Below are 11,802 nucleotides of genomic sequence, written 5' to 3' on the forward strand. Positions count from 1 at the left end.
TTCATTCCCGTTGAACGTCAACACTGTCAACAAGGATGTCCCATCAGGTACGACTCGAAGACGACGTGTACGAGCGTATCAAAGCGAGCAAGCGCGACGACGAGTCGTTCAGCGACGCGGTCGAGCGGCTCATCGGTGGCCACTCGCTCCGTGACCTGCGCGATGTCTTCGACGACGAGCAAGTCAGTGAGATGCGTGCTGCGATCGATGCTGCCGACCGAGATGACCGCAACGAAGTTCGAGAGGTCGCGGAGCGCTTCGAATGATCGTCGATACGAGTTTTGTTCTAGATGTCATCGACGACGTTGACGCCGCCGTTAGGAAAGAACGGGAACTCGAAGCCGAGAGCGTCCCGTTAGTAATCCCGTCGACGACCGTTTTGGAGCTCTATATCGGCGTCGGGAAGGCAGCGAACACTCGCCAGGAGCATCGAGCGGTGGAAGCCGTACTCGATTCTTACCCGGTGGTGGACACGACCCCGAGCATTGCCCGTCGCGCGGGACGCCTTCTCGGGGAACGCATGGCGGAGGCAGACGAGGACGAGGGGCCTGGAATCGGAAAGGGGGATGCCACGATCGCGGCGACGGCGCTGGAGCGTGACGAACCGGTGCTCGCTGGCGACAGCCACTTCGAGAACATTCCGGGCGTCGCCGTCGAAACGTATCGGTGAAGAACACTCTTCTGCGGAACGAAGCGACGGAGAAAGATGCGAGACGAAAGGTGGCCCTCGCAGCCAGGTGCGGGGGCGCGTAGGCGTCCCACTTTAGGGCCTCGTCGCCGTGCGAGTACACATGCGTGCTGCCATCTACGACGGACCAGGCGAGATCAGCGTCGAGGACGTACCGCGGCCGGAGATCGAAGCCCCCGGCGACGCCATCGTCCGCGTGACACACACCGCGGTCTGTGGCTCGGACCTCTGGTTCTACCGCGGCGAGAGCGACCGCGAGGCGGGTTCACGCGTCGGTCACGAGCCGATGGGGATCGTCGAGGCCGTCGGCGACGACGTCGACAGCGTTCGGCCGGGTGATCGCGTGTTCGCGCCCTTCGTCGTCAGCTGTGGCTACTGCGAGTACTGCCGTCGCGGACTCCACACCTCCTGTGTCAACGGCGACAGCTGGGGCGGGGACAACGGCGGCGCGCAGGGCGAGTACGTCCGCTCGCCCCACGCCGACGGGACGCTGGTCCGCGTCCCGGATCGGTACGCCGACGACGAGGACGTGCTCGAATCCGTGCTCCCGCTGACCGACGTGATGGGGACGGGCCACCACGCGGCGGTCAGTGCGGGCGTCGACGCGGGCGACACCTGCGTGGTCGTCGGGGACGGTGCGGTCGGGCTCTGTGGTGTCCTGGCGGCGCAACGACTGGGAGCGTCCCGGATCGTCGCCGTCGGACACCACCCCGATCGGCTGGAGCTGGCCGCCGAGTTCGGGGCGACCGAGACGGTGCTCGGCGGCGACGGCACCGACGTCGTCGATCGGGTGCGCGAACTGACCTACGGCGGTGCCGAGCACGTGCTCGAATGCGTGGGTGCCGCCAGCGCGATGGAGCAGGCCGTCGAGGTCTGTCGGCCGGGCGGTACCGTCGGCTACGTTGGTGTCCCCCACGGCGTCGACGACGCCGGTGTGCCCATCTTCGATATGTTCGGAGACAACGTCGCTCTCCGGGGCGGCGTCGCGCCGGTGCGAGCGTACGCCGACGAGCTACTCGAAGACGTGCTCGGCGGGACGCTCGATCCGTCGCCGATCTTCACCGAGACCGTCTCGCTAGAGGAGATCGCCGCGGGCTACCGGGCGATGGACGAACGCGACGCGATCAAAGTGCTCGTCGAGCCCTGATCGCGAACGAGGACACGGGCCGGAGATTTTTCAGGCGTCGCGGCGAGGACGAGGTATGACCGACGACCGCGATCCGGAGGCGACGCTCGAACAGTGGCAAGCGGAGATGCAGGCCGAACACGAGGACGCGATCGAGAATCCCGATCCCGACGCCGACCATCGCATCGAGGGCGTCACGCAGGTGAACTACCGGCTCTACTACGACTACGACCCAGACGAGGGGCTCCAGCGCGCTCGGACGGTCGAAGTCGACGAACTCACCGATCCGGAACTGCGCTCGTGTTCCTGTGGCGTCCGCGGGATGACGCCCGAGGAGGCACTGGCACACGTCGAGGCCGCACACTCCCAGTCCTGACCGTTCGGGCGGCTGTCGCCGCGCTCACGCGTCCGTCTCGTCGGCGCTCGTGACGAGTCGGTTCAGGCCGTAGACGACCGCCAGCACCGCAGCGGCGTCGCCCTCGTCGAAGAGGAGTTCGTTCGTCCGGACGACGTGATCGAGCACGTCCCGCGAGGCGTGTTCCGGCGCGGCGGCGATGCCGGCGTCGTCTCGTTCGAGCCACTCCATGACCCGCAGGTCGCTCTTGCTGTCGCCCATCACGAGCGCGAACGGGTCGTCGATGTCGAGTACGTCGAAGGCGGCCCGGACCCCGGTCGGCTTGTCGAGTTCGAGGCTGACGATCTCCGCGGCGTCACCCTCGTAGTACCCCACGTCGATGCGGTCGAACAGCGACCGGAGGGCAGGCGGCGTCTCGTCGGGACTGGCTTCCTGCCCCTCGCCCGCGTCTTCGATGACCGCGCGGATCTCGGGATCGGACGCGTAGTACGCCCGCGCCCACTCGCCGGGCTCGTCCACGTCGGCGTCGACCTCGCTCGCGACCGTCTCGCCGAGGAGATCGAGCAGGTACAGCAGGCCGTCGTCGATGATCTCGACCGCCTTGCGGGTGCCGTTCTCGGCGTTTGGCTTCAGCGTGACGTTGAACTCGTTGCCCTGGAGGTGACAGCCTCGTGCGACGGCGTCGGGGGCGTCGGCGAGGATCCGCGAACGCACGGTGTCGAAGACGTTCGTGATCGATTCGTCCAGCGATTCGTACAGCAGCCGCTTGGTCTGGCTGCCGTGGCGGGGCGTGAACACGCCGTTGCCCGACTCGTAGACGATGCTCACGTCACCCGAGTGGACGAAGGCGTTGCCGAGCCCCTGGATGAGAAATCCCTTGACGTTCTCCAGGGTCTGTCCGGTACAGACGACGATCGGAATGCCGTCCTCGTGGAGGAGATCGAGGAGGTGGAGCGTCTCTCGGGGGATCTCGTTGTCGGTCGTCCCGGCACTGCGCAGCGTCTCGTCGACGTCGAGCACGAGCGCGTTGATCGGCCGGCCGTACTCGGTCGCCAGATCCAGCGCCGTAAAGGCCTGATCTCGTTCGAGGTACGCCGCGATCGCCGCGTAGCGTTCGCCAGTCGTCGGGTACGCCTCCCGGATCTCGCGCTTTCGCTCGTCCAGTTCGTCGCTGGCGTCCTGCCAGTGGTCCAGTGCGACCCGCGAATCGACCGGCGGAAAGAGGTCGACGAACTCCTGATAGGCACGCAACGACGCCGTATCGAAGTCGTCGTAGAGTCGGTAGAGTCTGTCGTACTGCTTCATACGCGAGCGTCGAGCGGGAAGCAGATAACGGTGGCTGCTGGCCGCTGGGGCCACGCCCGCCCGGTCGTGCGATCAGTCGCCAGCGCGTGGGCGACCGCCCGAGCCTGGCTCGTCAGCCCCGCGTCGTCGGAGGAACGCGGCCAGTCCGAGCGGGGAGAGGAACGCGATCAGCAGCGAGATGCCGAGCGCGCTGGCACCCGGTGAGAACGGGTCGACACCCGAGCCACCGGAGCCACCGCCGCTTTCGCCGCCCCCGTCACCGCTGGCACCGGAACTGGCTTCCGAGACGACGACGGCACCCTTCATCCCCATCGAGCGGTGGGGCGTACAGGCGTACTCGTAGGTGCCCGCTTCCTCGAACGTGTACTCGAAGGTGTGACCGCTCTCTTTCGTGAGTTCGCTCTCGAAGGTACCGTCTTCCGCGACGACGTTGTGTGAGCCGCCGCTCCCGGTCCACTCCCAGACGACCGTCGTTCCCGGCGAGACCTCGACGGCCGCCGGATCGAACCCGAAGGCACCGCCGTTGGCGTCTGCACCGACAGAGACCGTCACTTCGTCGCTGCCGGTCTCGTCGACCACGCCGTCGTAGTTGCCCACGTTGTCGAACCAGCCCCCGAACTCCGGCTCCGATCCGCCGCTCTCCTCGCTCTGGGCCGTCTCGGTCCCAGAGCTGCCGCCCTCGCTGACCACGACGGCACCCTTCATCCCCATCGAGCGGTGAGGCGTACAGGCGTACTTGTAGGTGCCCGTCTCCTCGAACGTGTACTCGAAGGTGTGGCCGCTCTCTTTCGTGAGTTCGCTCTCGAACGTGCCGTCTTCGGCGACGACGTTGTGTGAGCCGCCGCTCCCGGTCCACTCCCAGACGACCGTCGTTCCCGGCGAGACCTCGACGGCTGCGGGGCCGAACCCGAAGGCACCGCCGTTGGCGTCTGCGCCGACAGAGACCGTCACTTCGCCGCTACCGGTCTCGTCGACCACGCCGTCGTAGTTGCCCACGTTGTCGAACCAGCCCCCGAACTCCGGCCCGTCGGACTGCGCGACTGCGGGACGGGCGGCAGCCGCGACGGTGAGCCCGGCCGCACCCTGCAGCAGGCGTCGGCGGGTCACGTCGGCGTCGGTCATCGAACACCACCCCCGACTACGAACGCGGCTCTCGTGATCGTCGCCCAGTCTCCGTGTCGAGCGTCTCGTGCCATGTATCGACCGTAGCGTCTCCGACACATAAGTCGGACAGCGGCTTTTCAACCACCGGGAACGCCCCACTTATTTATATACCCTCAGTATCAACCGTCTCTCCGTACCGTTAGATGCGGTACCACAACCCGTGGTACGTCCTGCCATCCGTAATAAAGATTTAATATATATCCTCCTGTAGGAAGTGACACGAACGACGACCCACGGTGTTCCAAATGCTCAATCCGCTCACAACCACCACGCTCGCACGCCTCGCCGGCTGCGAGTCCGCCGCAAATCCCGGGGCAGCGATCCGGGCACTGCGGTCCCCTATTCCGGTGGCGCTGGGCGCTCGCGTGGACACCTGGGATCGTCGGCCCGCATCGATCGCCGCGTAGGCGACCGGCGCGGGCCACGGTTCTGGACTCCCCACGGTCACGACGGGCGGCGTCCCGTCTGTCCGTGACCCGCGCTCTCGTCTCACAGTGCTGGACTCCCGTCGACCACCGTTCGGTCTGACGGGCGGGTTCGACCCCCGGTGAGACGCTCAAATTCACGACGCCGCGTCGTGGTGGCACCGCCGTGGTGCCCGGCAGTTCGGCGTCGACGACCGCAGGTGCCAGACAGAGGCATCGCTGGCGCTCGACGCCGTCGGATGGATCACCGCTTCGCTGGTCGGTACCAGGCGGCCCTCGGCCGCTCCGCGTTCGACTCGCGGCGAAGTGCTATGTCGCTGACAGCGACACCCACGGTCGATGCAACGGCCAGCGTCTCACTGCGCGTCCCGCGCGGTGAGTCCGGAGACCTCGAAACCGGTGCCGCGGCGGTACTCGCCGGTGTCGACGCCGTCGACGCGGTGACGATCGACCGTGTCACTGGCGTCGACCCGACCTGGACCGACATCCGCGTCGACGTGAACGTGGCGGTGACCGCGACGGTCGACGGGACGGATCCCGCGTCGGTCCTCGAAGCAAAACTCGAAGACGGCTTCGGCGTCGTCGCCGTCGACGGACTGGTCCTGGCGGACGACGCCTGATACTGCCGGCTGTCACTGTTTCGAGATATTTGTGACCACGGGGTCGCAACATTCGTTACAGACGGACAGCCGGCAGTACGAGCCGGACGGTTGTCGTCGTTTGCCCGGTCGCGCGGCGGCGTCGATCGATCCGGGACAGACGATACTCCGCCTCAGTCGTCCGGTTCGATGTCGACTTCGATCGGGTCGGCGGACTCGGTGGACTCCGCAGTCTCGGCGTCGTCGTCCTCCAGCTGAGACACCGACAGCAGACCGGCGAGGCCGGCGGTCAGCATGCCGACGCCGGCGACGCGAGTCGCTCTGACGTACCAGGCCTTGGGCTCCAGGTCACCGGGATTTTCGAACCCCGAGAGCGTCAGGCGCGAGTTCAGCTCGATCGCCTGCTTGGGCAGGAGCGACGCCAGCAGTCCCTGAACGACGAGCCACGCGTACGTTACCGGCAGCAGCTTTTGGATTGCCATCACCGACAGTTGTGCCCCCTGCCTTGTCAATATCCCGCTGTGTCGATCGTCGTCGAACCTGAGATGGCGGATAAAACAACGACGACGACAGTGTCAGTCGTCGCTGTCGCCCTCGGACCAGCGGGCGTCGGAGAGAGTCCGCTGGACCGCCTCCTCGCCGACGGCCTGTGCCAGCGTCTCGAAGCCGGTGCGTTCGACCGGATCGGCGGCGTTGGCGACCAGTCGAGAGACGATGAACTCCGGCGTCGACTTGCCGACCGTCTCGAAACGCGGCTGGTAGTCGACTTCGAGATCGAGGTCCGGCGACAGCCCCTCGGCGAAGATCCCGTCGGTCCGTGCGGCCTCGGGGAGTGGCTCCAGGTCGTCCGCGAGGTGCGTGACGAACACGCCGAGCGCGTCGCGCTCGACGGTCAGTGTCACCAGTCCGTGCAGGAGGTTGGCGGCGCTGCCCGGTTCCGTGATCGCCTCGAACTCGTCGACCAGCATCAGCGTTCGTCCGGCGTCGGTCAGCGGCGGGACCACGGATCGGAGCGTCGACTCCAGAACGCCCGCGTTGAACGACGCGTGACGGCGGTGGAAGACGATCGCGTCGACGAGTCCCACTTCGGCGTCGTCGGCCGGCACGGGCAGCCCCATCTGGGCCAGCAGCTGCACCTGACACAGCGTCTCCAGCAGCGTCGTCTTCCCGCCCGAGTTCGCGCCGGTCAGGACGGCGACCCGGTCACCGGTCGGGGGCTCCCGGCCCGCGGGCAGGTCGTGGTCGCCGACGGCGTAGGTCACCGGCTGTACGTCGTCGCCGGCGTCCTGCAGCGCGAGGTTGCGCGCGCCACGGACGGCGATGGTCTCCCGGTCCGCGACGAACGTCGGACGGGTGAGGTCGTACGCCAGCGCGAAGCGTGCCAGCGAGACGTACAGCGCCGCGTCGTCGACCGCCTCGACGGCCGCGTCGACGGTCTCGCGGGCGGCCGCGAGATCCTCCTCCAGAGTCGCGGCGACGGTCGCTTCGCGTTCGTCTACCGCACTGCGGAGATCGCCGGCGAGCGACCGGAGCGCGCTCTCGACGAAGTCCCGTGCGTCGGCGGCCTCCTGCGGAACCGCGTCCCGAACGCGTGCGGCGTCGACGCCGGTCTCGCTGGTCAGGTAGCGAGTGAGCGCGTCCCGAAACTCGTCGGGCCGGCGGGCCTCGGACTGGAGTTCCTCGACGACCTCCGGCGAGGTCGCAACGAGATCCTCCACCTGTCCGAGCTGGTCTCGCAGTCCGTCGAGCTGGTCGTCGGCACCGTCGCCGACCCGGTCGCCGTCGCCCCGCAACCCGGCCAGCGCACGAGCCGCGTCGTCGAGTCGGTCGCCCTCCAGCGTCGCGATCGGCTCGAACACCCCGTCGTCGACGCCGGTCTCCTGTAGCGCAAGCGCCGTCCGGACGGCAGACAGCTCGCCCCCGTCGACGCTGTCGTAGCGGTCGAACGCCGCCAGCACGTCGTCGCGCGTCGCCTCGTCGGTGCTGGCCCACGCGTCGCGCGCGTCGAGGACGGACGAGAGTCGCTCTTCCATCGCCGCCCGGTCCGGCAGCGGCGTCAGCACTCGGATTCGGTCGGCCGCGTGCTCCGTGACCGCGTGCTCTTCGGCGAGGTCCAGCAGCGCCTTGTACACGTCGCGGGTGTCGCGGGTCGCCAGCAGATCCATCGCCTCGGCCCCCGTCGCCCGTCTGAGGATTCGCGTCGCTCGGCCCCGAGAGAGCCCCGCCTTCGTCAGTTCGCGGGTGTCGGCAGATTCGATGGCCGCAACCGCACGATCGACCCCAAGCTCCGACGAGAGCAGCGCGCTCGTCTTCGGACCGATACCCCAGTATTCCTCCAGTCGCATGTGTGTCCCCTGTCGGGGGCCGGGTTTAGTCGTTTCTGCCGAGCAGGTCCCACCGTCTGCCGGCCGCCACCACCGCTTTTCGCGTGGTGCGTTGCTTTCGCAACTTTCATTGTCCCAAACAGATAGTGCGTGAAATATGCGCCGACGATCGTTCGTCCGCGCGAGTGTCTTTGGCCTCGCCGGAATTGGTTCCCTCGCAGGCTGTAGCGGCTCCACGTCGACCCCTCCCAGAGAATCGGACGTCTTCGACGAGCTGCGAGTCAGCTCCGGGACGTTAGAAGTACCGCTGGTCGAGGAGCCAGTTGTCGAGTCACGAGCAGATGTGGAAGCGAGTCTCGACATCGCGGGCAGTGGACGCTCGATAGTCGGGACGGCACGAGGACAGAAAGGCGGTGGACGAGGTGGCGGTGCGACGGGACGCGGTGCCGGGGGATACGCGGCGGCACCGCACGGCCATCACGGTCGGGCGATCTACCATGGAGACGACGACGACGACGAGTGGCGCGAAGACCACCGTGACGAGATCGAGCAGTACCAGGCCGCTCACCAGCGAGTGGGGCTCGCGTATCTCGGGTCCGACGATCAGTACTCCGACGATCCACCAGGACCGGGTCCCGTCGACTGGGACGAAACCTGGTCCGATCCCAGCAAACAGACCCTGACCTACGAGAACGTTCGCCCCGGATGGTTCCGTGTCGGGTCCAAACTCGAAGCCGACCAGGGAACACACGACTTCGGCTGGGAAGCGATCGACTTCGAGGTCACCGAAGAGGGGACGGGCTACCAGATCGAGAACCCGTGGAAAGTTTCACCGCGCCTGTAACGCGTGCTCTCACACTTCCGTTCGTCACTGCGGTCCGATCGAGCGCTCCTGCTCGGCCTGACGCTGGTCGTTGCCTTCTGTAGCATCGTCTACGAACTGATCTACTCGGAGATGCTGCGAGTCCTCTTTGGCGGAACAGTCCTACGATACTCGATCACGATCGGCCTGTACCTGTTCTCGCTGGGGGTCGGTGCCTTCCTGTACAACTACGTCGGCGAAGCGGAGACGAACTTCTTCAGGATCGAGGTACTGCTGGCCGTCGTCGGACCGCTGGGGCTACTGGTGATGATCCTGCTCAACAGCGTTCCAGACGTTCGCTTTCCGGCGAAAGACACCGCTGTCCTCGTCGCCTCTCACCTGCCGATTATCGCAGTCGGCGTGCTTTCTGGACTGGAGATTCCGTTCCTGTCCTCGATGGTGACCAGCGAGCGCTCGGCGTTCAGCGAGGTGCTGGGCGTCGACTACTTCGGAAGCCTCGTCGGGACGGTGGTCTACGCACTCTTCCTCTACCCGTCGATGGGTTTGATCACCGCGATCGTCGTTCTGGGCCTGCTCAACGCCGTCGCGGCACTGTCGTTCGCAGTACGTTTCACCGAGAGCAGCAAGGCACTGCTGCTGGTCGGTCTCCTCCTTACCGGCACGTACGCCGGCGTGCTGGCCAACGAGCAGCAGGTCGAGGACTCGTTGACCGACTTCTACGTCGAGGGGGCGATCGAGAGCGAGTATCCGCCCGGCACGGCGTCGGTCGACGTGACCGAACGCCACACCACCAAGTATCAGGACGCCGTTCTGTACGAGCGACAGCTCACTGACGTGCCTGGCACTGATACGTGTTTACGGCTCGATATGGCCGTCCAGCTCTGTGACCGGTGGGTCGATTCTTACCACGAGGGACTGGTCGACGTGCCGATGTCCCAGTTCGAGAACGGGTCCGAGACACGCGTCCTGTTGATCGGTGGCGGTGACTGGATCGCCGTTGATCACCTCCGAGAGTACGGTGTCACCGTCGACCACGTCGACATCGACGGGGAGTTCATGAACTACACGAGAGACCACCCGTTCTTCGAGCAGTACCACAACGACGCCTACGAGTACGACCGACTGACGACACACGTCGCAGACGCTCGAACGTACCTCCGCTCGACAGATCGACAGTACGACCTGATCTTGCTGGACCTGCCAGGTGCGCGTTCCGACGACGCACTACCGCTGTACTCGACGGAATTTTACACGCAGTTACGACAACACGTGACCGACGACGGGATGGTGGCGACGTGGGTGTACTCCCGGCACAAGTTTGCGAACCACCACATGGCCTACGCCAACACTGTCCGCGAGGCCGGCTTTCGTGGCTACGTCGACTACAGCACATACGGCGACTTTGATCGGGACGGACAGTTAGAGCGTGGAGAACAGTTCTACTTGCTCTCCCCGAGCCCGAGCGAGAAACTGACACTCGAAACAGCACGAAACGCTCGAACGGAACGAGTGCAGTCTGCCTACGAACGCCGAGAGTGGCGCGCGATCGATCGATATCGGGGTGTCGAGCCAAACAGCATCTTCGATCCCAACTACGACATCGTCATCGGCTACGTATGAACCACGAACTGCTTCACTTTGGACACGAACTCACAGATCCGGACCGGCTGAACGTCTACGAGGAGACGACAGTGACCGTCGACGGCGTCGATTTCGCCGCTGCCGTCATCGGTAGCTCTCACTGCGTTCGTGCCCAGTCGCTCGGGTTCGCAGAGATCGCGTCCTGCGACGAGCGAACCGTCACTGGGAGTCGAACGATCGACCTTCGCCGACGAGACGCTCGCTGCGTCTCGTACGAAACTGAACGGGTCGCGTGTACGACGGAGATCCGCGTCGACCCGATCGAGCGCTTCCCGACCACGCGATCGTTCGATCTACGCTACGACTTTTCGGACCGTGCAGTAACCGCCGTCGACGCGGTCGACAGTGGCTACGAGACGTGGCACACGTATCCGGAACACGACTGTGCCGTCTTTACCGAAACCCTGTTCGAGCGACTCGGGGGACGGCCCGAAACGGGATGATCAGCGGAAGATCTCGCGTCGCTCTGCTTCGGTGAGTTCCACGTCTTCGTCGGGGACGTGGGGTGTACACTCGGGACACTCGTCCGACCCCGTTCGTTCCCCGAGCGTGACGGTGAACCCGAACACGGCGAGTACCGTCTCTTCGTGTCGTCGGACGATCGTCTCGGCGTCGCGGCCGCAGTTGTGACAGAACTCTCGCTCGGTGGCGTTGGTCTGGTAGGACACCATCGTATAGTCGAACAACCCGAGATCCGCGTAGGCCTCCGCTCGGTCGGTTCGCACGAGTTCGGGGCCGCTCTGTTCCTCGCCGTGACGATCGATCGAGTTCGCCACGCCTTCGTCGTCGTGGATCTCCAGGTCGAGCGACCGGGCGATCGAGACACTGTTTCGGTCGCCGTCGATACTGAGACGGACGGTGCTACCGCTTCCGTGTGCCGTGACCGAGTTCCGTTCGCCGCCGACAGTCAGGACGACGTCGTCGGTCGCAGTGAACTCGACCGATCCGCGCTCGCTCTCGACGGAGATCGTGCCTCCTACTTCCCCCAGTGACCGGGATTTGCGCGTGCCGACGACCCGTAGCTCGGAGTTCCCGCCCATCTTCAGAGGAAACTGTCGTCCTCGGACACGTCCTGTGCGTTGTCGACGTTGACGTCGCCTTCTACCGTTCCGGAATCGAGAGTCACGTCTTCGGATTGTTCGACGTGGACCTCACTGCTGTTCTCGACGATCACGTCCTGGGCCGACTTGATGACCAGTTTCCCCTCGATGCGACCGGCGTCTACGTGTACATCTTCGGCCGACTCGACGACGACATCCTCGGTTGCGTGTTCGACGATCACGTCTTCTCCGCTCACTCGTTCCGTCATGATCGAGCGTTCGGCGAGGACTCGAAAAGGTCTTTTCCCGTAG

General features: G+C 65.6%; 14 protein-coding genes. 8 read left to right on the plus strand and 6 right to left on the minus strand.

Annotated elements, in window-relative coordinates; translation table 11 throughout:
- The first annotated feature begins 35 nt into the window (after positions 1-35).
- The 4 genes from ACAH01_RS08320 (at position 36) to ACAH01_RS08335 (ending at position 2,190) form a co-directional block, all read left to right on the plus strand.
- Positions 36-266, plus strand: a complete 231-nt coding sequence (locus ACAH01_RS08320) for an antitoxin VapB family protein (protein ID WP_170094442.1) — start codon at positions 36-38, stop codon at positions 264-266.
- The gene (locus tag ACAH01_RS08325) at positions 263-670 is read left to right on the plus strand and encodes a PIN domain-containing protein (protein ID WP_170094441.1); all 408 of its coding nucleotides are present in this window, start codon (positions 263-265) and stop codon (positions 668-670) included. Before ACAH01_RS08320 ends, ACAH01_RS08325 begins: the two co-directional genes overlap by 4 nt.
- 121 nt (positions 671-791) lie before the next feature.
- Positions 792-1,835 (plus strand): zinc-dependent alcohol dehydrogenase family protein, encoded by a 1,044-nt coding sequence (locus ACAH01_RS08330; RefSeq protein ID WP_372478874.1) that lies wholly within the window; start codon positions 792-794, stop codon positions 1,833-1,835.
- A gap of 55 nt (positions 1,836-1,890) precedes the next feature.
- Positions 1,891-2,190 (plus strand): hypothetical protein, encoded by a 300-nt coding sequence (locus ACAH01_RS08335; protein ID WP_170094439.1) that lies wholly within the window; start codon positions 1,891-1,893, stop codon positions 2,188-2,190.
- A 24-nt stretch (positions 2,191-2,214) separates the two neighbouring features.
- Here ACAH01_RS08335 and ACAH01_RS08340 read toward each other — a convergent pair whose 3' ends face one another.
- Positions 2,215-3,474 (minus strand): HAD family hydrolase, encoded by a 1,260-nt coding sequence (locus tag ACAH01_RS08340; protein WP_372478875.1) that lies wholly within the window; start codon positions 3,472-3,474, stop codon positions 2,215-2,217.
- Positions 3,475-3,546: 72 nt separating this feature from the next.
- Positions 3,547-4,596, minus strand: coding sequence for a halocyanin domain-containing protein (locus tag ACAH01_RS08345; protein WP_372478876.1), 1,050 nt, complete (start codon positions 4,594-4,596; stop codon positions 3,547-3,549).
- A gap of 778 nt (positions 4,597-5,374) precedes the next feature.
- Between ACAH01_RS08345 and ACAH01_RS08350 the strand changes: the two genes are divergently transcribed.
- Positions 5,375-5,683: a hypothetical protein gene (locus ACAH01_RS08350; protein WP_170095360.1), complete on the plus strand. Its 309-nt coding sequence runs from the start codon at positions 5,375-5,377 to the stop codon at positions 5,681-5,683.
- 152 nt (positions 5,684-5,835) lie between these two features.
- Here the strand turns inward: ACAH01_RS08350 and ACAH01_RS08355 are convergent, their stop codons facing one another.
- Together ACAH01_RS08355 and ACAH01_RS08360 are read right to left on the minus strand one after the other, a co-directional pair.
- On the minus strand, positions 5,836-6,144 hold the full coding sequence (locus ACAH01_RS08355; RefSeq protein ID WP_153553541.1) for a hypothetical protein: 309 nt from the start codon (positions 6,142-6,144) through the stop codon (positions 5,836-5,838).
- Positions 6,145-6,237: 93 nt separating this feature from the next.
- Positions 6,238-8,007 (minus strand): DNA mismatch repair protein, encoded by a 1,770-nt coding sequence (locus ACAH01_RS08360; RefSeq protein WP_372478877.1) that lies wholly within the window; start codon positions 8,005-8,007, stop codon positions 6,238-6,240.
- 136 nt (positions 8,008-8,143) lie between these two features.
- Here ACAH01_RS08360 and ACAH01_RS08365 point away from each other — a divergent pair, with 136 nt between their 5' ends.
- The 3 genes from ACAH01_RS08365 to ACAH01_RS08375 are packed head-to-tail and all read left to right on the plus strand — an operon-like array spanning position 8,144 to position 10,893.
- A complete protein-coding gene (locus tag ACAH01_RS08365; RefSeq protein WP_170094434.1) occupies positions 8,144-8,830 on the plus strand; it encodes a hypothetical protein in 687 nt (228 codons plus the stop codon).
- Between the two features lie 3 nt (positions 8,831-8,833).
- Entirely contained in the window at positions 8,834-10,429 is a 1,596-nt protein-coding gene (locus ACAH01_RS08370; protein WP_170094433.1) for a spermidine synthase, read from the plus strand.
- Positions 10,426-10,893, plus strand: a complete 468-nt coding sequence (locus ACAH01_RS08375; RefSeq protein ID WP_372478878.1) for a DUF2617 family protein — start codon at positions 10,426-10,428, stop codon at positions 10,891-10,893. Before ACAH01_RS08370 ends, ACAH01_RS08375 begins: the two co-directional genes overlap by 4 nt.
- On the opposite strand, the gene ACAH01_RS08380 is transcribed toward ACAH01_RS08375, so the two are convergent.
- Both ACAH01_RS08380 and ACAH01_RS08385 read right to left on the minus strand, forming a co-directional pair.
- Entirely contained in the window at positions 10,894-11,490 is a 597-nt protein-coding gene (locus ACAH01_RS08380) for a hypothetical protein (RefSeq protein WP_170094431.1), read from the minus strand. It lies immediately after the preceding gene.
- Between the two features lie 2 nt (positions 11,491-11,492).
- Positions 11,493-11,759 carry a hypothetical protein gene (locus ACAH01_RS08385; protein ID WP_170094430.1) on the minus strand — a complete coding sequence of 89 codons (267 nt, stop codon included), beginning with the start codon at positions 11,757-11,759 and terminating at the stop codon, positions 11,493-11,495.
- Between the last annotated feature and the right edge of the window lie 43 nt (positions 11,760-11,802).

Origin of the sequence: Halomicrobium sp. HM KBTZ05, assembly GCF_041530035.1 — an archaeon.
GTDB lineage: Archaea > Halobacteriota > Halobacteria > Halobacteriales > Haloarculaceae > Halomicrobium.

Coding starts and splice junctions, on each gene's coding strand:
- ACAH01_RS08355 (WP_153553541.1), bottom strand. CDS start 6,144: ATGGCAATCCAAAAGCTGCTGCCGGTAACGTACGCGTGGCTCGTCGTT.
- ACAH01_RS08330 (WP_372478874.1), top strand. CDS start 792: ATGCGTGCTGCCATCTACGACGGACCAGGCGAGATCAGCGTCGAGGAC.
- ACAH01_RS08345 (WP_372478876.1), bottom strand. CDS start 4,596: ATGACCGACGCCGACGTGACCCGCCGACGCCTGCTGCAGGGTGCGGCC.
- ACAH01_RS08325 (WP_170094441.1), top strand. CDS start 263: ATGATCGTCGATACGAGTTTTGTTCTAGATGTCATCGACGACGTTGAC.
- ACAH01_RS08375 (WP_372478878.1), top strand. CDS start 10,426: ATGAACCACGAACTGCTTCACTTTGGACACGAACTCACAGATCCGGAC.
- ACAH01_RS08335 (WP_170094439.1), top strand. CDS start 1,891: ATGACCGACGACCGCGATCCGGAGGCGACGCTCGAACAGTGGCAAGCG.
- ACAH01_RS08340 (WP_372478875.1), bottom strand. CDS start 3,474: ATGAAGCAGTACGACAGACTCTACCGACTCTACGACGACTTCGATACG.
- ACAH01_RS08360 (WP_372478877.1), bottom strand. CDS start 8,007: ATGCGACTGGAGGAATACTGGGGTATCGGTCCGAAGACGAGCGCGCTG.
- ACAH01_RS08380 (WP_170094431.1), bottom strand. CDS start 11,490: ATGGGCGGGAACTCCGAGCTACGGGTCGTCGGCACGCGCAAATCCCGG.
- ACAH01_RS08320 (WP_170094442.1), top strand. CDS start 36: ATGTCCCATCAGGTACGACTCGAAGACGACGTGTACGAGCGTATCAAA.
- ACAH01_RS08385 (WP_170094430.1), bottom strand. CDS start 11,759: ATGACGGAACGAGTGAGCGGAGAAGACGTGATCGTCGAACACGCAACC.
- ACAH01_RS08365 (WP_170094434.1), top strand. CDS start 8,144: ATGCGCCGACGATCGTTCGTCCGCGCGAGTGTCTTTGGCCTCGCCGGA.
- ACAH01_RS08350 (WP_170095360.1), top strand. CDS start 5,375: ATGTCGCTGACAGCGACACCCACGGTCGATGCAACGGCCAGCGTCTCA.